Here is an 18365-nt window from a genome sequence, read left to right as displayed (position 1 = left end):
CAATTCAAAGCTTATGAAAAAAAAAGACACCCACAAATTTATTCAGGAATATGACGGTATTGCCGCCTTTGGCATGGACAGGGCAAGCGATGAGGAGACCATCATGTTCTATCTTCAGAAATTCAGTGAAGATGCTTTTATGAAAGCGCTTCTGCCACGGCTTTCCGATCAAGAACTTGAAGACATTTATGATTGGGTCAACACATATTTAAAAAAACACTTTTCCGAAGATGAGTACCACAGGTTGTTTTTAAAAGACCGTTAATCTTTTGGGGTAAGCACCAGAAAATAGAGCTGTCCCCTGGCCACCATATGACCGGCAGTGTAATCTGCCCAGTCGCCGGCACCGCAGAACAGATCCACCCGGCCCGGTCCCTTGATGGCGCCGCCGGTATCCTGGTTCAGCACAAACAAAGACGCCCTGGGCCATTTCTCTTTTGGCTGGCCTACGGCGGTTGGCAGTGCCGTCTGGATAAAGGAAAGTCCGCCTTTGGGGAAAAGTTTGGTATCCGTGGCAATGGAACGTACAGGGGTTACGGAGACACCGATGCAACCAAAAGGACCGCCCTCGCCTTCCTTGAAAAACACAAAGCTTTCGTTGGTAAAAAGCACCTCGTCCATACGGTCCGGATGTGCGGTGAGCCATTCCCGGATCGCCTGCATGGACATCTTCTCTTTTGGCACCTCGTTTTCTTCAATGAGGTATTTTCCCACCGCACTGTATTTACGGCCATTCACCCCGGCATAGTGCAGGCGCAGGATCTCGCCATGGGGAAGCGCCACCCTGCCCGATCCCTGAATCTCCAGAAAAAACCGGTCAATACGGTTGGCCAGCCAGACCACGGGCTTAGCTTTTTGTGAAAAGTCCGATTGATTACTTATCTGCTCCCGGGTGTAGTAGGGTTTAATCCTTAGGGATTTTTGATCAACACGGGCCATGAGCCGCTTGTGACCCTTATAGGCATCGGAGAATTCCGACAGATCAATCTGGAACAAATCATCGGGCATGGAGTAGACCGGCCATGGATATTCCGGCCCCGGGGTACGGTTGCCCGGATAGGTGGGTTCAAAATAACCGGTGAAAAGCACATCTTTATTTGAGCCGCCCACACTTTTGTACACCGTATATGTATCCCGGATAAACCGGTTCAGATCTTTGGCCGACGGCTTGGTTTCAAGAAACGCTTTAAAGGTCTCAAGGGATAAGATCATATGGGAGGCCGTGTAGACGTCCGGGCCATATTCATAGGTCCGAGTTTCCGGTACCCGTTTAAAATAGACAAGACTCTGGTCAATGGATGCTCTAAGATCCTGCAGGAACAATGTGTCCGTAAATTCGGGCAGGGCTGATTCTGCCACCTTAACCAATGGATTTTTCCGGAAATCTTCCACTTTTTTCTGATTCCGGCACCCCAAGGTCCCGGCAAGGATCAGTATCAGCAATAGATAAGACAGGACAGATCTGTGTTCAAAACTATTCATCATTCTCATCTTCCAAAAGCGTTTCCTTCATCTGCTTCAGGGCCACGGCATGTTCAGGAACAGGCTCACAATCCGGCAGGCCCACACTGGAAACGCCTAAATTTTCAAATTTCCGGGCCGAAACCAACACCCGTTTTTCCATGGCACCCACGGTGCGGTTAAAGGTGGCGGCGGTGCGCTCAATATCCTTTCCCAGGCGGTTCATGTGTCCGGCCATGGTGGACAGCCGCTCAAAAAGCTCCAGGCCCAGTTCCCGGATGGCCCGGGCGTTTTCATAACCTGCCTGCTGCAGCCACACATAGGCTACGGTTTTAAGCAAGGCAATCAGCGTGGTGGGTGTGGCCAGAATCACGCCGTGGGCCACACCCTTTTCAATCAAATCGGGCCGGGCTGCAAGGGCGGCCGAAAAAAAATTTTCCCCGGGGATAAACAGAACAACAAACTCCGGGCTTGGGCTAAAGGCCGCCGCATAATTTTTTGATCCCAACTGGACAATGTGAGCCATGACCTGGCGGGCATGATCATCAAGCCTTTCTTTCTGCGCCTGCGCGTCGGTTGTTTCCAAGGCATCCAGATACGCCATGAGCGGCACCTTTGCATCCACCACCACCTGGCGGTTGCCGGGCAGTTGCACCACCATATCCGGGCGAAGCGCCCCTTTGCCGGCCCCCTGCACCTCCTGCTCAATAAAATCGCAATGGTCGACCATACCGGCCAGTTCCACGGCCCGTTTCAGGGTTACTTCCCCCCATCTGCCCCGGACATGGGGTACCCGCAACGCCTTGACCAGGTTATCTGTTTCTTTGGCAAGCTGGTGCTGGGTTTTTGCCATGTCCGACAAATACTGGCTGATGGCACCAAAGGCCTGGCTTCTATCCTTTTCCATGGTCCCAAGACGCTGTTCATACCGGTCCAGCATACGGTGCACCGGGTCAACGGCCCGGGTAAAGGCCTCCTCTTTGATTTTAAAATCTTGATGAGCCTGCTGGACATAACCATTGAAATGGGACTGGGCCATGTCCATAAACTGCCGGGAATTTTCATAAAGCGCCTCATCAGACAACGCCTTGAACCGGCCTGAAAAAAAATGCATGACCAGTTTAACAAGGATCAGAGCCGTTAACAGGCCAAGCACAAACCCGGCCCCTAAAAACGCCAGATTATCCGTACTCATACTCATGTGGCCAAACTCGGTCATAAGGATGTTTCAGGGGCTGTGTACGTGCCGCTTTTTCCACCGGATTTAAAGGCCAAATGAATATTGGAAATCTCCATGCCCTTGTCATAGGCCTTGCACATATCATAAATAGTCAGAGCCGCAACACTGACCGCAGTCATGGCTTCCATCTCAACCCCCGTTTTTTCAGTCAGCGACACTTCCGCCTCAATATGAATACAACTGTTTTCCTTATCGTCAAAAAAATCCACCCGAGCATGGGTGATGTTCAGCGGATGACACATGGGAATCAGGGACCAGGTCTGCTTGGCCGCCATAATTCCTGCAATGCGTGCTGTTTCCAGCACATTCCCTTTTTTTACTTTTTCATCGACAATGGCTGCCAAAGTCTCCATGGACATTAAAACCGTTCCCTTTGCCACGGCAACACGTTTTGTGGGTAACTTTTCTCCCACATCCACCATCCTGACACGGCCCTGGCCGTCAACATGGGTAAATTCGTTCACATCAACTCCTTTAAACACAAAGCCCAATCAGGCAAATACCTGGTTTTTGGCTGTGGCTTCTGTTTTTATCCGGTTCAGGGAATAGGTTAAGGCGTCAATCACATGTTCCCGTATATCGCCTGCCACGGCCAGAAACATCACATCATCCCCCACCATTAGCGGTGCATCCGAATTGATATGCACCAGCACTTCCACAATACCGGGCATGGCCCTGGTTTGGTCTAAAATCTCATTCAATTTTTCCTGGTCTACGGTTATGGTTAGGCCTGTGACAGGCCTGCCGTCCCTGGAACTGTCCCGGACCATCCCGTTATGGTAAAGCACCATCCCGGCTTTAGAAATATCCGGATGGTTTTTCATTTGGTTGATCATTGCGGGCAAATCCATAAATTCTCCTTAGATATCTTGTTGTTGTACATCTTCATTTTGTCCCTGTCCATGACCCGGCTCTGCAACCTGCTCCATCCGCCTGGCTGTTTCAAGGTCGGCAGGCGTGTTTACATTAAACTTAAAACGCAAATCCGGGTCCAGGGATTCAAGGATTTGGGGTGGAATCTGTTTGACCCGTTCAGGCTTATAAAATTTTTTAACCATAAATACCTTTTTTGCAAGCGTGGTCTCAATTCTCGGCAGACAGGCTTTATGATACAAAGCGGACAACGGTTCCAGTCCCTCCCAGGTTCTGGGTATAATAATCTGCTTTCCGGGACTTTTTTGCATAAAAAGGTAGCGGATGATCTTCTCACTGACAAACGGTACGTCACAGGCCGTTACATAGCTCCAGTCACAGGAGGCATGAAAAAGTCCTGCATGAAGCCCAGCCAAAGCGCATTGGGATGGATCAATATCCGTTACGACCAAAGCGTCAATATCCAAAAAAAGTGTCGGATCATTAACCACCAGAATCACTTCCTTAAATATCATGGAAAACAGGGTATGAATCCGGGCCAGCATGGTATCTGTCCCAACTTTATGAAATGCTTTGTTTGTGCCGGGAAATCTGCTGTTACATCCACCGGCCAGGATCACCCCCGTGCAGTCTATTTTTTCCAATGCCTTTAATGCCTTCTGCTGTAATATTTTCTAAATGGGTAGGTTTCTTTTCCGGAATTTAATAATAATATCCTCTATACGTTTGTTGATTATATGAACCCAGAATAAGAAATCAAGGTGTTGCCGTGCTAAAAAAAAGATGGTAGATAAAACTTTTAGGGCATACCCGAACAGTAAAAAGGCATATCATGACAAAAAAAAAGAGCATTCTCAATGATCAGGATTACAAACGAATCATCACGCGCATTGCCTACGAAATTATCGAAAAACATAAAGGGGTAAAAAACCTGGCCCTGGTGGGAATTCAGACCCGGGGGGATTTTCTTGCAAAGCGTCTGGCAGAGCAGATCGCCGCCATTGAAGGCACAACACCGCCTGTGGGGTCCATGGACATCAACATGTACCGGGACGACTGGACAAAAATCAGCCACCAACCCACGGTAAGGCCGTCGAACATCCCTTTTTCCGTGGATGACAAAGAGATTATTTTGGTGGATGACGTTCTGTTTACAGGAAGAACCATCCGGGCTGCCATGGAGGCGTTGATGGATTTTGGCAGGCCCGCCCGCATTGAGCTTGCCATCCTGGTAGACAGAGGTCACAGGGAACTGCCCATCCAGGCAGACTACCAGGGTATTTTTGCGGACACGGAACCGGACGATATGATCCATGTCCATGTCCTTGAACAAGATAAGGAAGACTGCGTATACAGGGAACTGCCGTAAACTGTAATTTATTGTAACTTTTATAAAAAAGGTTTCTCATGAGCGCCCACTCCCATCGGACATCTTTGCCCAAGCACCTCAAAATTGCCGTATTGTCCATGTCTTCCACCCGGACTATTGAAAATGACAAAAGCGGTGAATGGATAAAAAAACAAAGCAAAAAAGAGGGGCATGAAGTGGTCATTCACCAGGTACTGCCGGATGATGCAAATGCCATCACAGATGCACTTGAACATATTATCGAGCGCATAGCCCCCCATGCCGTTATCATGACCGGTGGCACCGGTGTCAGCCCCAAAGATGTCACCATAGAGGCAGTCCGCCCCCTGTTCGACAAGGAGCTTACAGCCTTTGGGCCGGTATTTGCCCAGCTCAGTTTTGAAGAGATTGACTCTGCCGCCATTCTGTCCCGGGCCACGGCAGGCTTTATAAAAGGCACCGTCGTATTCTGCATGCCCGGCAGTCTTAACGCCTGCAAACTGGCCTGCAACAATCTGATTTTCCCGGAACTTGGACATTTGATTAAACATGCAAAGGAATAGATTATGAAAGAACTTGACGCGTTACTAAATGACTGGAAAGATAATGACAACCAGACCCGCAAGGCATTTACCGAGCTTGTGGATCACGTAAACACCCTGTCCGACATCACCATTGAATTTGTCAGCCGGCCCGGCGTAAGTTACTCCTTTCGACCCAAGCATACGTCCCAGACCAAACGCCCGCTGTTTGCCATGGTGGATGTCATTGATGATGACCCGAATGACCGTTGGTTGTCTGTCTGTTTTTATGCAGACCTGGTCACTGATCCCCAAGAGGAAGGAGACCATGTACCCGAAGGCCTTTTGGGCGAAGACGCATGCTGTTTTGACCTGTATGAATATGATGAGCAGGAAATGGCGAATCTAAAAGAAAAGATTTCCGAGGCACACGGCAACGCACCTGAGTAGACACTTATCCGGGCACAAGACTGTTTTTTTCAAAAACAGTCTTGTGCCCGGATTATTTATCTACACCGAAAAGCGGATATTTAAAATATCCCCATCCTGGACCACGTAATCCTTGCCTTCCACATAGAACTTGCCGTTCTTTTTCAACTCTGCCTCAGAGCCAAGTGCCATGAGTTCATCATACGTGAACACCTCGGCCCGGATAAATCCACGCTCAAGGTCGGAATGGATAACACCTGCAGCCGTGGGGGCTTTGGCCTCTTTTCTCACCAGCCACTGCCGGACCTCATCTTTACCCACGGTGAAAAACGAAATCAGGTTCAATGACTTCAGGCAAAGGGCGGTCAAGGTTTCCAGGGCTGTGGACGTAATTCCTAAATCCTCAAGGAACTCCTGCTTTTCCTCGGCACTGTCCAGCATGGCGATTTCCGCCTCCACCTTGGCCGATACCAGCATCGCTTCTATGGCAAGGGCGTCGCAACTGTCTTTAAAGGCATCCAGAATATCCGTATTGCCAAGATCCTCTTCGGCCACATTGACCGCTACCACCAGTTTTTTCAACGTAATAAAAGGATATGAACGGATCAGCTTGTCTTCATCCTCGGATAACTCAAGCAGGCGAAGCGGCAGCTCCTGTTCCAGATGGGCCAGCATCTTCTCCATGAGGGCCAACTCTTTTTTCTGATCTTCATCCTTGATTTTCTTGACCATGGCAGAGAGCCGCTCAATGCGCTTTTCCACAAAAATCTGGTCGTGCATTACAAGCTCGGAGTTCACCATGTCAAAATCGCGCAGGGCATCCACACTGCCTTGGGCATGGTAAACCGCCTCATCCTCAAATGCCCGGACCACATGGCAGACGGCATCCATATCGGCTATATCTTTAAAGATGGCTCCTTTGGAAATGGTCTCAGCCTCCATTTTGGGTAAAAGCACCAGATCAAGACGCGCCTTGACCTCTTTTTTGGGGGCATACATCTCCACTAACCGGTCAAACCTGGAATCCAGAATGTCGGCGGTGCCCGGCACCGGGTTAAATGCCTTTGCCGGATCCGTGATCTCGTTTCCGGTCAGAATCTGAAACAATGTTTTCTTCCCTGTCTGGGGAAGTCCGATAATGCCTACCTTCATATTTTATGTTTGTCCTTTTTTAAATCTAAAGCGTTGTATTTAAAGTTTCAAAGAGCTGTGACGGCATCACCCTTTTTTTCACGGGATCCATTTTAACGCGGGCAGCCACATGGATGGGGTCATGGGGAAAGACCAGCAGGGCATCTTCGTCAACCGCCCGGTCCAGCATCTGTTTTTTCTCATCCACCAGCCCTTCGGGAAAACGGTCATATCCCATGGTGATGGGCAAGTTTACCCAGGGCAGTCCCGGGATAAGATCGGCGGTATAGATAACGGTACCGCTTTGGGCCTGAATCCAGGGAACCAGCATCCCTGGGGTGTGTCCCTGGCTCTGGAAAAATTCAATGGTCAGACAACCCACAACCATACGGTCCCCACCCTGCTTGAGCACAAGACGCCCTGTGGCCTGCAATTTTTCAGCAAGACCCGGAATAAATGAGGCCCGGTCACGGTAATGGGGGGATTTGGATCGCTTAAAATTTTCTTCTCCCACCACGAAAAGGGCATTGGGGAAAAGCAGGGCAGGTTCCCGGTCCGGTTCCCAGGCGCTTAAGAGCCCGCCGGCATGGTCGAAATGAAGATGAGTCAGAACAACATGACTGATGTCTGCATCACTTAATCCCTGTTCGGCCAGGGAGTGCATCAATATATGCGATTCTTCTTTGACGGCAAATCGCCGTTTCATGTCAGGGGAAAAATATGCGCCGCATCCGGTCTCAAATAATAAATTGTGATTCCCGGTTTTCACCAGCAGACAATTTGACGCAATATCAATCATGCCTTTTTCATCTGCCGGGACCCATTTCTGCCACAGGGTTTTAGGGGCGTTGCCGAACATGGTGCCGCCGTCCAGCCGCATACTGTTGCCCCGGATAACAATAAATGAAGTTTTCTGCATAACACTCCGATTGGGTTCAAGACAAAGTAATTTTTCGCTTTTCAGGATCCGGATGGCTGCGGTAAAGAACAGCTACATGGCCGATGGTGCCTGCAACATGGCATTTAAGCCGTGCTGTAATCTCATCTAACAAAGCGGCCTTTATCTCCTTTTCCTTGTGATCAATAAATTTTATTTTAATCAATTCAGATGCGTTCAGGGCGTTGTCCACCTCTTGGGTCAGGGCTGTTGTCACCCCCTTTGCCCCCACAAAGGCCGAAGGGTTTAAGTTATGGGCAAGGCCTCGTAGATACTTGCGCTGGGCGCCGGTAAGTTGTGTCACGTTAAATCCTTAAATTAAAGTTCATTTTTCAGGCACGGCATATTAACACAAACCGTGAATTGTGGATACACTCCGATTTAGACTCATTGGGAATAGACATGAAACGGCAGGCAAGTTACATGCGATGGACCTGTCAAGCTCATATACAACTTGATTCAAATTAACAGGATTTGTGTTGGAAAGGCGTCACAGAAGCCCCGAAAGGTCAAAGCTGTCGGATTTGCTCAATGTAGCAATAAATCGCTTGAGCAATTCATTGTCAAAACAATGGGACATACCCTGATCCCGCAATTTCACCCTGGCTTCCACCCGTTTTTCCGCTTCTTCTTCAATCATCTGCCGTTCCCTTAAACGTCGCAGTTTAGGGTCACGCTCATTCCGGACAATGGCCATCACCGGCGGCCGGGCATTCTCAATCGCTTCGGATTCAAAAATCTTCAATGTATCCAGGTACGGATTCTTACCGGCCATAATTTTCAAGGCTTCAACCGGATTTTTACCTCTTTTATAGGGTCTTGCCGAAGTCAGTGCGTCAAACACATCGGCAATATGGCAAATTTTGGCGGGCAAGGGGATCGCATCACCTGCCAAGCCACAGGGATAGCCGCTGCCGTCTTCATTTTCATGATGATACAAAATGGACTGGAGTGTGTCACAAGGCAATTTTTTCTCAAACAGCAGGGCTAGGGCTAAGGCGGGATGGGATTGCATCAGAACATACTCAAGGTTATTCAGGCGCCCGGGTTTGTTTAGCACATTTTCAGGAACTTTCACTTTACCCAGATCATGGAGACAACCGGCTACAGTTGCATGAAGAAGGAGCTGTTTTAACCGTTCCCTGTCGGGATTTCCGAAAAGGTCCTGGTTGGCTTTGATGAAAACAGCGCATAACCACCCTACCTTAACCGAATGGGTGTGGGTGTCATAATCATGCCCGATCATGGTTGCAATGCCGTTTAATGATTCGATGTCGGACAAAAAATCAATGGCCTGGGAAACAAATTTTTCAAGATTGTCCACTGTTTCACTGATTTTAGCCTGGGGCACAAAAGGAGCGGCAAATGTCTCTTTGATTACATCTGTGGACAGATTAACCAGTATGCTTGTTTTTTTCGAAGTAGACATGGCATCATTGTTGAGGATAAACTTAATATTATCTTTTATGTATGCTTTATAATCCTGGGCTTCAGCATTATGGATGTAAACCGTATCCCAGCCTCCCAACATTTCCCTTAGACGATCAACCGTAACGGCGTCGGTATCCGTGAGCAGACTACGGAACCGGAAGAGGCCGTCTTTGGAAGGGTGCCGTTCAAACAAAGATAAGTCGGCCAGGGTAGCCGGGTTTATGGACTGTGGATCAACCGCGAAAAAAGAACTGCCGTTGTCAAAATATTCCGATGCCGGCCCCATACCGTTTGCTCCTTTCCATGTCGCCGGCCGGTTTTGTCTGCTGTTTTTTCAAATTACCAGCAAATGTGACCGGCATGTTTGCAGACATGCGCTTATATAAGTTCAATATAGACCTGATTGATTTTTTGTCTTAAATGAATACCAGATTTTGATTGTAGTGCAGTTTTGTAAAAAACGCGACAATTATAGAATTTATTACCAGACATTATTTCGTATGTAAAGCACAATGCCACACAGGATTTCGGATGGTCCAAACTATAGAGACACGAAAAAATGCCTCCATTTTTAATGATGTTAAACAACTAAATACTTGACTCGCCGAAGAAACAAGTCTATACAATTTTGGAACAGATATAAAAGGATAAATCCATGTCCACCCGCAGAACAGGCAAATTTTATTTTTATTTTGGGTATTATTACTATACCTGCCTGCCTGTATTGCGCTAAATAGATCATCTCTTTAAAGCAGCAGGCAAGACACCGCCTGCTGCTTTTTTTCTTTGAAGTTTCAGGCGACAAGAGCCCGCGAAAGGAATTGCCATGAAACTGATTAACGATGTAAATGTAGAGTCATTTTTCACCTTAACCTCCCCGGAAGTCATACGAACAGAAGTGCCTGTACCCGACATAACGGCTGACTACGTACTTGCAGGTCGCCGGGAGGTCCAGGAGATCCTGACCGGAACAGACAAGCGGCTGATGGTCATTGCAGGCCCCTGCTCCATCCATGACATGGATGCAGCCATGGAGTATGCCCAGAGGATGAAGGCCCTGCGCGAGGACGTAAAAGATAAAATCAGCCTGATTATGCGGGTCTATTTTGAAAAGCCCAGAACCACCGTGGGCTGGAAAGGCCTGATCAATGACCCGTTCCTGGATTCTTCTTATAATATGGAAGAAGGGCTTCGCCGGGCCAGATCCCTGTTGATCGACATCAATGCTCTGGGATTGCCGGCTGCCACGGAAATTTTAGATCCCATCACCCCCCAGTACATTGCCGGCCTTTTAAGCTGGGTGGCCATTGGTGCACGCACCACAGAGTCCCAGACCCACCGGGAGATGGCCTCGGGACTGTCCATGCCGGTGGGATTTAAAAACGGTACTGACGGTAGCCTGACGGCAGCCGTCAATGCCACCCAGGCCGCAAAAGCACCCCAGCATTTTCTGGGCATTGATCCGGCAGGTAAAACAGCCGTGGTCTCCACCCGGGGCAACCGCTTCGGCCACATTGTCCTGCGCGGCGGCGCATCCCCCAACTATGATCCCGTGTCTGTGGGAAAAGCCCAAGCCCGGCTCAGGGAAAAGGAGCTTTTGGATGCAGTAATCATTGACTGCTCCCATGACAACTCAGGCCAGAAATACACCGGCCAATCCTTTGTATTTAAAAGCGCCGTGGATCAAAGACTTGACGGCAATGACCGAATTGTGGGCCTGATGCTGGAAAGCAATCTTCACGAAGGCAATCAAAAGTGCAAGTGTAACGGAGATGCAGGCACACTTAAGTACGGGGTCTCCATCACGGATGAATGCATCTCATGGGAAACCACGGAAGAACTCATCCATTACGCGTTTGATAAGCTGTCCTGAATTTTAACAAAAAAATAAACCACGGAAAGCACCGAAAGACACGGAAATGCGTTTGATTTTCGAAGAAGAGACTTCAACTTTGGCCGTCGCCCAAAAGGACGAACAAATTGAGCGCGTTGTGCTTTAATCTTCAGTGCTTTCCGTGTCTTCCGTGGTTATAGATCAATTGTAACAACCCTGGAGATTCCATTTTTGCGCCTACATTGTCGCACCTGAGGTACATGGTCGCATTCTTGCACCTACACCTTGAGCCTCTTTTTTCACATCCCCCTTGCCAAAGATATAATACGCCTTATTTTTCAAGTCATTGCATATAAGTTTAATATTAACCATGCAATGGCACACGCTTTGCTATCTTTTAACCCGAAGATTCCCGGACCGGGGATCTTGGCAATTTAGATTAAACGAGACTGGAGATATATAAAATGAAACAGGCGGTATTTGTAAGCAGGGACAATGCTCAGTTTAAGGGACTTGAACCGATGTTGGGCCAACACAGCATTGAAATAAAATGGTGCGCAACCGGCAAAGAACTTTTATCCCTGATGACCAATACCCCCAAGGGGCAGTGGATTGATCTGGTAATTATGGAAGAAACCCTGCCGGACATGAATGCCAAAGCCCTGGTGGAGGCCGTCACCACCCAAAGCCCCATGACCAATTGTGCGATTACCGGCACCATGGATAAAAAAGAATTCCATGATGTGTATGAAGGATACGGCGTGCTGATGCAGCTGTCAGTTCAACCGGGAGAGGATGATGCCAAAAACCTGGAAGACCAGTTGAAAAAAATCAGGTTACTTGGGTGATGGGAAACGCCGGCAACGGCAAGGAGATAAATGATATGATTATCAGCATCGCAAGCGGTAAAGGCGGCACAGGCAAAACCACTGTCGCCACCAATCTTTGCGCGAGCCTTGATACAGACCTTATGCTTTTAGACTGCGACGTGGAAGAACCCAATGCCCATCTTTTTCTAAACCCTGACATTACCGGAACCCAAAAGGTCAATGCACCTGTGCCCAAAGTGGATCTCAGTCTTTGCACCTATTGCAAAAAATGTATGGAAATCTGCCGGTATGGTGCCATTGCCGTAGCCGGGAAAACGGTGATAACCTTTCCCGAACTCTGCCACTCCTGTGGCGGCTGCACGGTTGTCTGTCCGGAAAAAGCCATCACTGAAACAGACCGGTTTATCGGCACGGTGGAAACAGGCAGCCTGAGTCTGCCCAACACCCCGTTATTCGGCCGGGGCCTTTTGGATATCGGCCAGGTTATGGCACCGCCGGTTATCAAACAGGTGCGGCAGCTTGAGGGAAAAAGAACGCTGACCATTATAGATGCCCCGCCGGGCACTTCCTGTCCCGTGATTGCCTCTATGAAGGGAGCGGATTTTGTGCTTCTGGTCACTGAGCCCACGCCCTTTGGCCTGCATGACCTGACCCTGGCCGTAGAAGCGGTCAAGCTGTTAGGTATTCCCTGCGGTCTTGTGATCAACCGGGCAGGCCTTGGCAATGATGATGTCAAAAAGTATGCCCAAAATGAAAACATACCGGTTTTACTTGAAATTCCATTTGATAAGCGCATTGCTTCGGCCTATTCAAAGGGAGAATTGCTTGTCCAGACTTTGCCGGAATACAAAGAGATGTTTAAAAACCTGTATACATCCATTGAAGCAATCGTGAACCGGAAGGGGGCTGCCTGATGAAAGAACTTGTTATTTTAAGCGGCAAAGGCGGAACCGGAAAAACCAGTTTAACATCAGCGTTTGCAAGCCTTGCCGAAAATATGATGCTGTGTGACGCGGATGTGGATGCAGCAGACCTGCACCTGATTATGGACCCGGACATTCGTGAGACGCATGATTTTGCAGGCGGCTATGAGGCCGAAATTATCCCTGACGCCTGCACCGGCTGCGGCCTGTGTATGGAACTTTGCAGATTTGACGCCGTAAAACCGGTTCAAGACGCAGGGATCTTCCATATTGACGGTCTTGACTGTGAAGGCTGCGGGGTCTGCGCAGATCTATGTCCTGAATCAGCCATTAAGTTTGAGGAAAAAATCTGCGGCCAGTGGTTTGCTTCAAAAACCCGCTTCGGGGAGATGATCCATGCCCGGTTGGGTATTGCTGAAGAAAACTCAGGCCGGTTGGTGGCCCTGGTGAGGGACGAGGCCAGAAAACGCGTACTTGCGAAGCGCATTGACCTTCTGCTCACGGACGGCCCTCCGGGTATCGGGTGCCCGGTTATTGCCTCCATTGGGCAGGCCAACGCAGTTCTTATCGTGACCGAGCCCACGGTTTCAGGCATCCATGATTTGGAACGTGTGGCCCAGCTGGCAGCCTATTTTAAATTACCGGCCATGGTCTGCATCAATAAATATGATTTAAATTTGGATCAGGCCAAAGCCATTGAAACCATTGCCGAAAAAAGGAATATGGAATTTGTGGGGAAAATCCCCTTTGATCCGGCATTCACAGAAGCCATGGTCCAGGGCAAATCCATCATGGAAACCCATGGTGACAGTCCTGCTGCAGCACAAATCAAACAGATCTGGGAGCGGGTCATGGCGCACCCGGCCATGAAAATAGACAGATTGTGCTAAGCATGACAAAATAAACAAAAGGACACTGTTCTTTTAAGATTCAATATACATAAGTAAAGGAGTAAGTAAAAATTATGGAAAACGGTAGAATTGCAATCCCCTCCAATGGTGACGGAGGACTTTCCGGTACCCGTGCAGGCCATTTCGGACATTGTGACGTATTCACCTTCGTGGATGTCAAAGACGGCAAAATTGAAACGGTATCCACCGTTGCCAACCAGGAGCACGCCCAAGGCGGCTGCATGGTACCTGTAAACCTTCTGGCCGAACACCGGGTAAATGCCCTGATCGTGGGCGGTATCGGCATGCGGCCGCTCATGGGATTCCGCCAGGTGGGTATTGATGTCTATCATGATGATCAGCGCCCGGATATTGAGCCTGTTGTCATGGACCTGATTGCCGGCAAACTTGAGCAGATTCGAAATGATCAAGTCTGCGGCGGTGGCGGTGGCGCGCGCTAATACTTTTTAGGAAAATACAATGAAAATAGCGATCACATCAACTGGCAAAGACCTCGATGCCCAGGTGGACCCGAGATTCGGCAGAGCTGCTTACATCATTGTGGTGGACACAGACACTCTGGATTTTGAGATCATTGACAACTCTGAAAATAAAAATGCATTTAAGGGCGCAGGCATTACAGCGGCCTCGTCCATCTGTGACAAAGGTGCTGAAGTGCTGCTCACAGGGTTCTGCGGACCCAATGCATTCAAAACCCTTGATAGTGCGGGCGTCAAAGTAGCAAATGACGCCACAGGTACCATCAGGAGTGCGGTTGAAGACTATAAAGCCGGAAAATTCACCTTTGCCGACGACGCCAATACCGAAGGGCACTGGTAGACTGTAATTAGTATGGAGTGCGCCCTGTTTTGGTGACATCTTTTTGCCCCTATCTTACCCCCGTCTCATTAAAGAAGGTGTCACCAGCACAGGGTGTTCTCCATTTAGTGTTTGGACAGCTCGATTGAGAGGCATACGCCCCGCTAACGAGCTGTCCAAACACGGGTTTTTCATTTAGACAATAATTACAAAAAAAGGAGGTGTTATGCCTTTATATGACTTTCATTGTCCGGAATGCAACCGGATCGTTGAACTGCTCATGACCAGCCGGGATGACCAGGCTGTCTGTCCTGAATGCGGTTCTACCCGCCTTAAAAAACTTATGGCAGCCCACTCAAGTTTTTCAGGCAATTCCGGCAGTTCCCTGCCCGGCCCCAATGACACAGCCTGCTGTGGCTCCAGGCCTGGGGAGAAAAGCGGGTGTGCCGGTCCTGGTTCCTGCTGCGGCAGGACTTTTTAAATTAAAGACGATTGTGCAAAATTCTTCAGCCTTTGAAAAACGTATAAAACGCCGTATTTCTGCAAGACCCCACGTTTTTTTCGCCGTATGTCCACCAGGCCTTGGTGGTATTTGTGAAAAAGAGGTCTCACAAGTGTCCCAAAAGGCGGAGGAACTATTCTCCGCTCATTACAAGATCAATGATATTAAGGTACGCTCCGGGGGTATCGAATTCAAAACGCGGCTGAAAACCGCCTGTCTGGCCAATATTCTGATGGGATCATCCACACGGATTCTCATGCGTCTTGCATCATTCAAGGCAGACGGTTTCAGGCGGCTTGAAGAACAAATTAAAGCCATTGACTGGGAATTGTACCTGCCGCTCCAGGCTCTGCCCGATATCAGGGTCACCACCCACAAATCACGCCTGTATCACTCCACAGCCATTGCCGACCGGATCAGCCCCATTGTTCATGACCGGCTGTTTTTAAAAGATGCATCCCGGCGTCACGACATCACCGACCCAGCCGCAATTACCCCGCAAACCCTGATGGTACGCGGGGAGAATAACAGATTTGAACTATCCCTGGACATGTCCGGAACGCCTTTATACAAACGGGGCGTTAAAGAAAAAATTGTCAAAGCACCGTTGCGTGAAACCCTGGCCTTTGCCATTCTGACCCGGCTGGGCCTATCTGAAAAAGACACGCTTGTCGACCCCATGTGCGGCTCCGGCACCTTCAGCTTGGAGGGCGCCATGATGCAATGTGCACTGCCCCCAGGGGCACTCAGATCATTCGCTTTTGAAACCTGGCCGGGATTTGAGGAAAAAAGTATCGCCTATGCCCGTAACAAACTTATGGCAGCAGCCGGGGCGTGCATGGATACCCGCCCCCTGCCTCCCATTTCGGCACGAGATCTGGACCGGACAGCCATTGACCACCTGAAACAGACCTGTACCCGACACAAGGCGTTCCAGCGCATCTGTCCCGTCTGTGATGATTTTTTCAACATAAAGCCTCCACCCGTTACAAACCATCAGGGCGTAGTAGTCCTCAATCCACCCTACGGCATCCGTCTGGATAGAAATGATGACGTCACAGTCCTTTATAAAGAGATCGGACACAAGCTGGCTGCTGATTTCAAAGGATGGCGGGCAGGAATTGTCTGCCCGGGCAGAAAAGAATTCCAGGCGCTGAACCTGGGTCTGTCGACCATGCCCCTTTTCCATGGCGGACTTGATCTTTATACCGCCATCGGTGTGATCAGCAGGTAAACTGAACTGTGAAGGTCTTTTCATATGAAAGGCATGGCAGTTAGTCCAAACTTTGGATAAAATCTTGCAAACACGAAAAATATTCTCTGGCATTAAACATCATAATAGTGTTGTGATCGCCCCGATCAAACAGTTTAATGGTTTTACGCGCTGTTGCCCAGTCATATAGTCGCTGACCGTGACTCACATCAATCAAGCCATCATGAACTGTGTGCATTACGAGCACATCACCTTTAAATAGAGCTATTTTCTGCTGATGATTAAGCTGCTGCTCCACTGCATCGCGTAATGTAGGCAATTCAACATTGAGTTCATCGGGGTGAACCCGCAACAACAAACGCTCAAGCACATCGGCAACAGCACTTTCAAGGACTAGTCCGGCAGCATCAGGAAAGCGCGCTGCAGCCTCAAGGGCAAAAATAGAACCGACACTGCGGCCGAAAAAAATCAAATCCTTTGGTTTACATTTTAATGCTTCAATGGTTGGTGCGACATCGCTGATCATTTTCCCCAATTGCGCCTGACCACTTGATTGCCCATACCCGCGCAATTCTGCAAGCAAACAATTGCAGCCCATCTGATTTATTAAGGCAACAAAATCACCGCGCCAGTCATCAACAATCTCACCATTGCCGTGAAAATGTACTAGCGTTTTCGCCTCGGGATTAATTTCATGATAGCTGCATGCTAATCTGGCACCATCAACATCCACCCAAAAAGGGTCGGCAAAAAACCCCTTACGCGGAAAAAAATAACGCTGCTCAATTAACGGATGATCAAGTAAATTATCCATAAACACTCCCTACCCAATGTTATTAAGAAGTAGGATCACATCTTGAGTAATTGATTAAATTATCGAAGCGGGTATGTCAAGGCAATGAAGAGTCGCCCCAACAGTATATAAAACTTTTTATCTATCGTTGGAATTTAAGAACTGAAAGTGGAGTTACAAATTTGAGTCCTATGTGCTATAACGGCCACAGGCGGCCTTGGTCCTGTGCCTGGGCTCTCCTCGACAAAGGTTGAAAGTAACAACCCGAATTTAACGAATGTATACGTTCTTGCACAAAACATGACTTTTGGACGGCCTTAAAAAAACGCATTTCAAGGATAATGATCCGGTTTAACCTGTGGCGGATTTTAAAACACATCTCACTGTGTCAAGCATCGGAAGCAGCATTGCGGCAACAATGCTGTTCGCAGCCGCAATAGCATCGCCCCAGGAAGTGCTGCTTTACTTTATTATGGGCGTGGTGGGCGGCCTGTTGCCGGACATTGATTCAGACAGTTCTTTAACGGTCCGATTACTGTTTACATTTATTGCGACATTGATATCCTTTTTAGTCATGTTCAAGCAGCGGGCGGACAACACGGTGATCGAGCTGCTCATCATCTGGGCGGCAAGCTTCATTTTCATAAAAATTTTTATTTTTTCTTTATTTACAAAGTTGACGGTACACCGGGGCATTATCCATTCCATTCCGGCGTCAGTGGCCTTTGGTTGCATGGCTGCGATCGGTCTGAACCGTGTGTTTCATTTCAATGACTTTGTCTCCTGGATGGCCGGGGGGTTTGTTTTTGGCGGTTCGATCTTGCACCTGATACTTGATGAACTGTGCGGTCTCAATTTTATAAGCTTAAAAGCGAAAAAATCTTCCGGCTCGGCATTTAAATTCGGGAGCATTAAAAACATTAAGGAAACCATCGCCATTTATATGCTCATTGCCGTCCTGTTTGTGGCCATGCCCAGTCACACCCGTTTTTTCTCCGTGATTTTTACCCCTCAAACCTATGAGCATCTAGAATTTTTTCCCAATGGGAAATGGTTCAGCTGGCTGTGTGCAGAACTTAAAAAAACAGATATCATAGAATAGGCGATGAATTTAGGCATTCCAGTTGCTTCAATACCTTCACTGTGTTATTGGAAATCTATACAATCAGTCAGTTTTATCATGAACAATT

At 48.5% G+C, this 18365-nt stretch carries 23 protein-coding genes; 13 read left to right on the top strand and 10 right to left on the bottom strand.

Annotation, left to right across the window (positions count from 1 at the left end):
- Positions 1-13: 13 nt before the first annotated feature.
- On the top strand, positions 14-265 hold the full coding sequence (locus B147_RS0120755) for a hypothetical protein (RefSeq protein ID WP_020589131.1): 252 nt from the start codon (positions 14-16) through the stop codon (positions 263-265).
- On the opposite strand, the gene mltA is transcribed toward B147_RS0120755, so the two are convergent.
- From mltA to mobA, 5 genes are read right to left on the bottom strand one after another with little or no spacing between them, the layout of a single operon-like run.
- Complete coding sequence (mltA, locus tag B147_RS0120750) at positions 262-1485, bottom strand: murein transglycosylase A (RefSeq protein ID WP_245569073.1); 1224 nt, start codon at positions 1483-1485, stop codon at positions 262-264. The genes B147_RS0120755 and mltA overlap by 4 nt on opposite strands.
- Entirely contained in the window at positions 1475-2656 is a 1182-nt protein-coding gene (locus tag B147_RS0120745) for a DNA recombination protein RmuC (RefSeq protein ID WP_245569072.1), read from the bottom strand. The genes mltA and B147_RS0120745 overlap by 11 nt, the downstream gene beginning before the upstream one ends.
- Positions 2657-2676: 20 nt before the next feature.
- Positions 2677-3165 (bottom strand): cyclic pyranopterin monophosphate synthase MoaC, encoded by a 489-nt coding sequence (gene moaC / locus B147_RS0120740; RefSeq protein WP_026259759.1) that lies wholly within the window; start codon positions 3163-3165, stop codon positions 2677-2679.
- 27 nt (positions 3166-3192) lie between these two features.
- Entirely contained in the window at positions 3193-3552 is a 360-nt protein-coding gene (locus B147_RS0120735) for a molybdenum cofactor biosynthesis protein MoaE (RefSeq protein ID WP_020589127.1), read from the bottom strand.
- Positions 3553-3561: 9 nt separating this feature from the next.
- A complete protein-coding gene (gene mobA / locus B147_RS0120730) occupies positions 3562-4218 on the bottom strand; it encodes a molybdenum cofactor guanylyltransferase (protein WP_020589126.1) in 657 nt (218 codons plus the stop codon).
- Positions 4219-4406: 188 nt separating this feature from the next.
- On the opposite strand from mobA, the gene pyrR reads away from it, so the two are divergent.
- Genes pyrR through B147_RS0120715 form a run of 3 tightly spaced genes read left to right on the top strand, consistent with a single transcriptional unit; the run spans position 4407 to position 5893 of the window.
- A complete protein-coding gene (gene pyrR, locus B147_RS0120725) occupies positions 4407-4943 on the top strand; it encodes a bifunctional pyr operon transcriptional regulator/uracil phosphoribosyltransferase PyrR (protein WP_020589125.1) in 537 nt (178 codons plus the stop codon).
- 38 nt (positions 4944-4981) lie between these two features.
- Entirely contained in the window at positions 4982-5485 is a 504-nt protein-coding gene (locus tag B147_RS0120720; RefSeq protein WP_020589124.1) for a MogA/MoaB family molybdenum cofactor biosynthesis protein, read from the top strand.
- Between the two features lie 3 nt (positions 5486-5488).
- Positions 5489-5893 (top strand): hypothetical protein, encoded by a 405-nt coding sequence (locus B147_RS0120715; RefSeq protein ID WP_020589123.1) that lies wholly within the window; start codon positions 5489-5491, stop codon positions 5891-5893.
- Between the two features lie 60 nt (positions 5894-5953).
- On the opposite strand, the gene ychF is transcribed toward B147_RS0120715, so the two are convergent.
- The 4 genes from ychF to B147_RS0120695 all read right to left on the bottom strand — a co-directional run bounded on the left by ychF (position 5954) and on the right by B147_RS0120695 (position 9657).
- Complete coding sequence (gene ychF, locus B147_RS0120710) at positions 5954-7024, bottom strand: redox-regulated ATPase YchF (protein WP_020589122.1); 1071 nt, start codon at positions 7022-7024, stop codon at positions 5954-5956.
- A gap of 25 nt (positions 7025-7049) precedes the next feature.
- On the bottom strand, positions 7050-7922 hold the full coding sequence (locus tag B147_RS0120705; RefSeq protein WP_020589121.1) for an MBL fold metallo-hydrolase: 873 nt from the start codon (positions 7920-7922) through the stop codon (positions 7050-7052).
- A gap of 16 nt (positions 7923-7938) precedes the next feature.
- Entirely contained in the window at positions 7939-8244 is a 306-nt protein-coding gene (locus tag B147_RS0120700; protein WP_020589120.1) for a YhbY family RNA-binding protein, read from the bottom strand.
- Between the two features lie 186 nt (positions 8245-8430).
- Positions 8431-9657, bottom strand: coding sequence for an HD-GYP domain-containing protein (locus B147_RS0120695; protein ID WP_020589119.1), 1227 nt, complete (start codon positions 9655-9657; stop codon positions 8431-8433).
- 540 nt (positions 9658-10197) lie between these two features.
- On the opposite strand from B147_RS0120695, the gene B147_RS0120685 reads away from it, so the two are divergent.
- The 8 genes from B147_RS0120685 to B147_RS0120650 all read left to right on the top strand — a co-directional run bounded on the left by B147_RS0120685 (position 10198) and on the right by B147_RS0120650 (position 16403).
- Positions 10198-11244 carry a 3-deoxy-7-phosphoheptulonate synthase gene (locus B147_RS0120685; protein WP_020589117.1) on the top strand — a complete coding sequence of 349 codons (1047 nt, stop codon included), beginning with the start codon at positions 10198-10200 and terminating at the stop codon, positions 11242-11244.
- A 425-nt stretch (positions 11245-11669) separates the two neighbouring features.
- On the top strand, positions 11670-12053 hold the full coding sequence (locus B147_RS0120680) for a response regulator (protein ID WP_020589116.1): 384 nt from the start codon (positions 11670-11672) through the stop codon (positions 12051-12053).
- Between the two features lie 35 nt (positions 12054-12088).
- A complete protein-coding gene (locus B147_RS0120675; protein WP_026259758.1) occupies positions 12089-12949 on the top strand; it encodes an ATP-binding protein in 861 nt (286 codons plus the stop codon).
- Positions 12949-13848 carry an ATP-binding protein gene (locus B147_RS0120670; protein WP_020589114.1) on the top strand — a complete coding sequence of 300 codons (900 nt, stop codon included), beginning with the start codon at positions 12949-12951 and terminating at the stop codon, positions 13846-13848. Before B147_RS0120675 ends, B147_RS0120670 begins: the two co-directional genes overlap by 1 nt.
- A gap of 74 nt (positions 13849-13922) precedes the next feature.
- Complete coding sequence (locus B147_RS0120665; protein ID WP_020589113.1) at positions 13923-14309, top strand: NifB/NifX family molybdenum-iron cluster-binding protein; 387 nt, start codon at positions 13923-13925, stop codon at positions 14307-14309.
- 19 nt (positions 14310-14328) lie between these two features.
- Positions 14329-14688 carry a NifB/NifX family molybdenum-iron cluster-binding protein gene (locus tag B147_RS0120660; protein ID WP_020589112.1) on the top strand — a complete coding sequence of 120 codons (360 nt, stop codon included), beginning with the start codon at positions 14329-14331 and terminating at the stop codon, positions 14686-14688.
- Positions 14689-14893: 205 nt separating this feature from the next.
- Positions 14894-15148 (top strand): FmdB family zinc ribbon protein, encoded by a 255-nt coding sequence (locus B147_RS0120655; protein WP_020589111.1) that lies wholly within the window; start codon positions 14894-14896, stop codon positions 15146-15148.
- On the top strand, positions 15111-16403 hold the full coding sequence (locus tag B147_RS0120650; RefSeq protein ID WP_169400724.1) for a THUMP domain-containing class I SAM-dependent RNA methyltransferase: 1293 nt from the start codon (positions 15111-15113) through the stop codon (positions 16401-16403). Before B147_RS0120655 ends, B147_RS0120650 begins: the two co-directional genes overlap by 38 nt.
- Before the next feature lie 40 nt (positions 16404-16443).
- Here B147_RS0120650 and B147_RS0120645 read toward each other — a convergent pair whose 3' ends face one another.
- Entirely contained in the window at positions 16444-17196 is a 753-nt protein-coding gene (locus B147_RS0120645) for an alpha/beta hydrolase (protein WP_020589109.1), read from the bottom strand.
- A 337-nt stretch (positions 17197-17533) separates the two neighbouring features.
- Here B147_RS0120645 and B147_RS0120640 point away from each other — a divergent pair, with 337 nt between their 5' ends.
- Positions 17534-18277, top strand: coding sequence for a metal-dependent hydrolase (locus B147_RS0120640; RefSeq protein WP_020589108.1), 744 nt, complete (start codon positions 17534-17536; stop codon positions 18275-18277).
- Positions 18278-18365: the final 88 nt, after the last annotated feature.

Origin of the sequence: Desulfobacter curvatus DSM 3379 (assembly GCF_000373985.1) — a bacterium.
Taxonomy (GTDB): Bacteria; Desulfobacterota; Desulfobacteria; order Desulfobacterales; family Desulfobacteraceae; genus Desulfobacter; species Desulfobacter curvatus.
This window is presented reverse-complemented; position numbering and strand designations above follow the sequence as displayed.

Excerpts from the sequence above, each read along its gene's own strand:
- B147_RS0120755 (WP_020589131.1), top strand. The coding sequence starts at position 14 with ATGAAAAAAAAAGACACCCACAAATTTATTCAGGAATATGACGGTATT.
- mltA (WP_245569073.1), bottom strand. The coding sequence starts at position 1,485 with ATGATGAATAGTTTTGAACACAGATCTGTCCTGTCTTATCTATTGCTG.
- B147_RS0120745 (WP_245569072.1), bottom strand. The coding sequence starts at position 2,656 with ATGAGTACGGATAATCTGGCGTTTTTAGGGGCCGGGTTTGTGCTTGGC.
- B147_RS0120735 (WP_020589127.1), bottom strand. The coding sequence starts at position 3,552 with ATGGATTTGCCCGCAATGATCAACCAAATGAAAAACCATCCGGATATT.
- pyrR (WP_020589125.1), top strand. The coding sequence starts at position 4,407 with ATGACAAAAAAAAAGAGCATTCTCAATGATCAGGATTACAAACGAATC.
- B147_RS0120720 (WP_020589124.1), top strand. The coding sequence starts at position 4,982 with ATGAGCGCCCACTCCCATCGGACATCTTTGCCCAAGCACCTCAAAATT.
- B147_RS0120715 (WP_020589123.1), top strand. The coding sequence starts at position 5,489 with ATGAAAGAACTTGACGCGTTACTAAATGACTGGAAAGATAATGACAAC.
- ychF (WP_020589122.1), bottom strand. The coding sequence starts at position 7,024 with ATGAAGGTAGGCATTATCGGACTTCCCCAGACAGGGAAGAAAACATTG.
- B147_RS0120705 (WP_020589121.1), bottom strand. The coding sequence starts at position 7,922 with ATGCAGAAAACTTCATTTATTGTTATCCGGGGCAACAGTATGCGGCTG.
- B147_RS0120695 (WP_020589119.1), bottom strand. The coding sequence starts at position 9,657 with ATGGGGCCGGCATCGGAATATTTTGACAACGGCAGTTCTTTTTTCGCG.
- B147_RS0120685 (WP_020589117.1), top strand. The coding sequence starts at position 10,198 with ATGAAACTGATTAACGATGTAAATGTAGAGTCATTTTTCACCTTAACC.
- B147_RS0120680 (WP_020589116.1), top strand. The coding sequence starts at position 11,670 with ATGAAACAGGCGGTATTTGTAAGCAGGGACAATGCTCAGTTTAAGGGA.
- B147_RS0120675 (WP_026259758.1), top strand. The coding sequence starts at position 12,089 with ATGATTATCAGCATCGCAAGCGGTAAAGGCGGCACAGGCAAAACCACT.
- B147_RS0120670 (WP_020589114.1), top strand. The coding sequence starts at position 12,949 with ATGAAAGAACTTGTTATTTTAAGCGGCAAAGGCGGAACCGGAAAAACC.
- B147_RS0120665 (WP_020589113.1), top strand. The coding sequence starts at position 13,923 with ATGGAAAACGGTAGAATTGCAATCCCCTCCAATGGTGACGGAGGACTT.
- B147_RS0120660 (WP_020589112.1), top strand. The coding sequence starts at position 14,329 with ATGAAAATAGCGATCACATCAACTGGCAAAGACCTCGATGCCCAGGTG.
- B147_RS0120655 (WP_020589111.1), top strand. The coding sequence starts at position 14,894 with ATGCCTTTATATGACTTTCATTGTCCGGAATGCAACCGGATCGTTGAA.
- B147_RS0120645 (WP_020589109.1), bottom strand. The coding sequence starts at position 17,196 with ATGGATAATTTACTTGATCATCCGTTAATTGAGCAGCGTTATTTTTTT.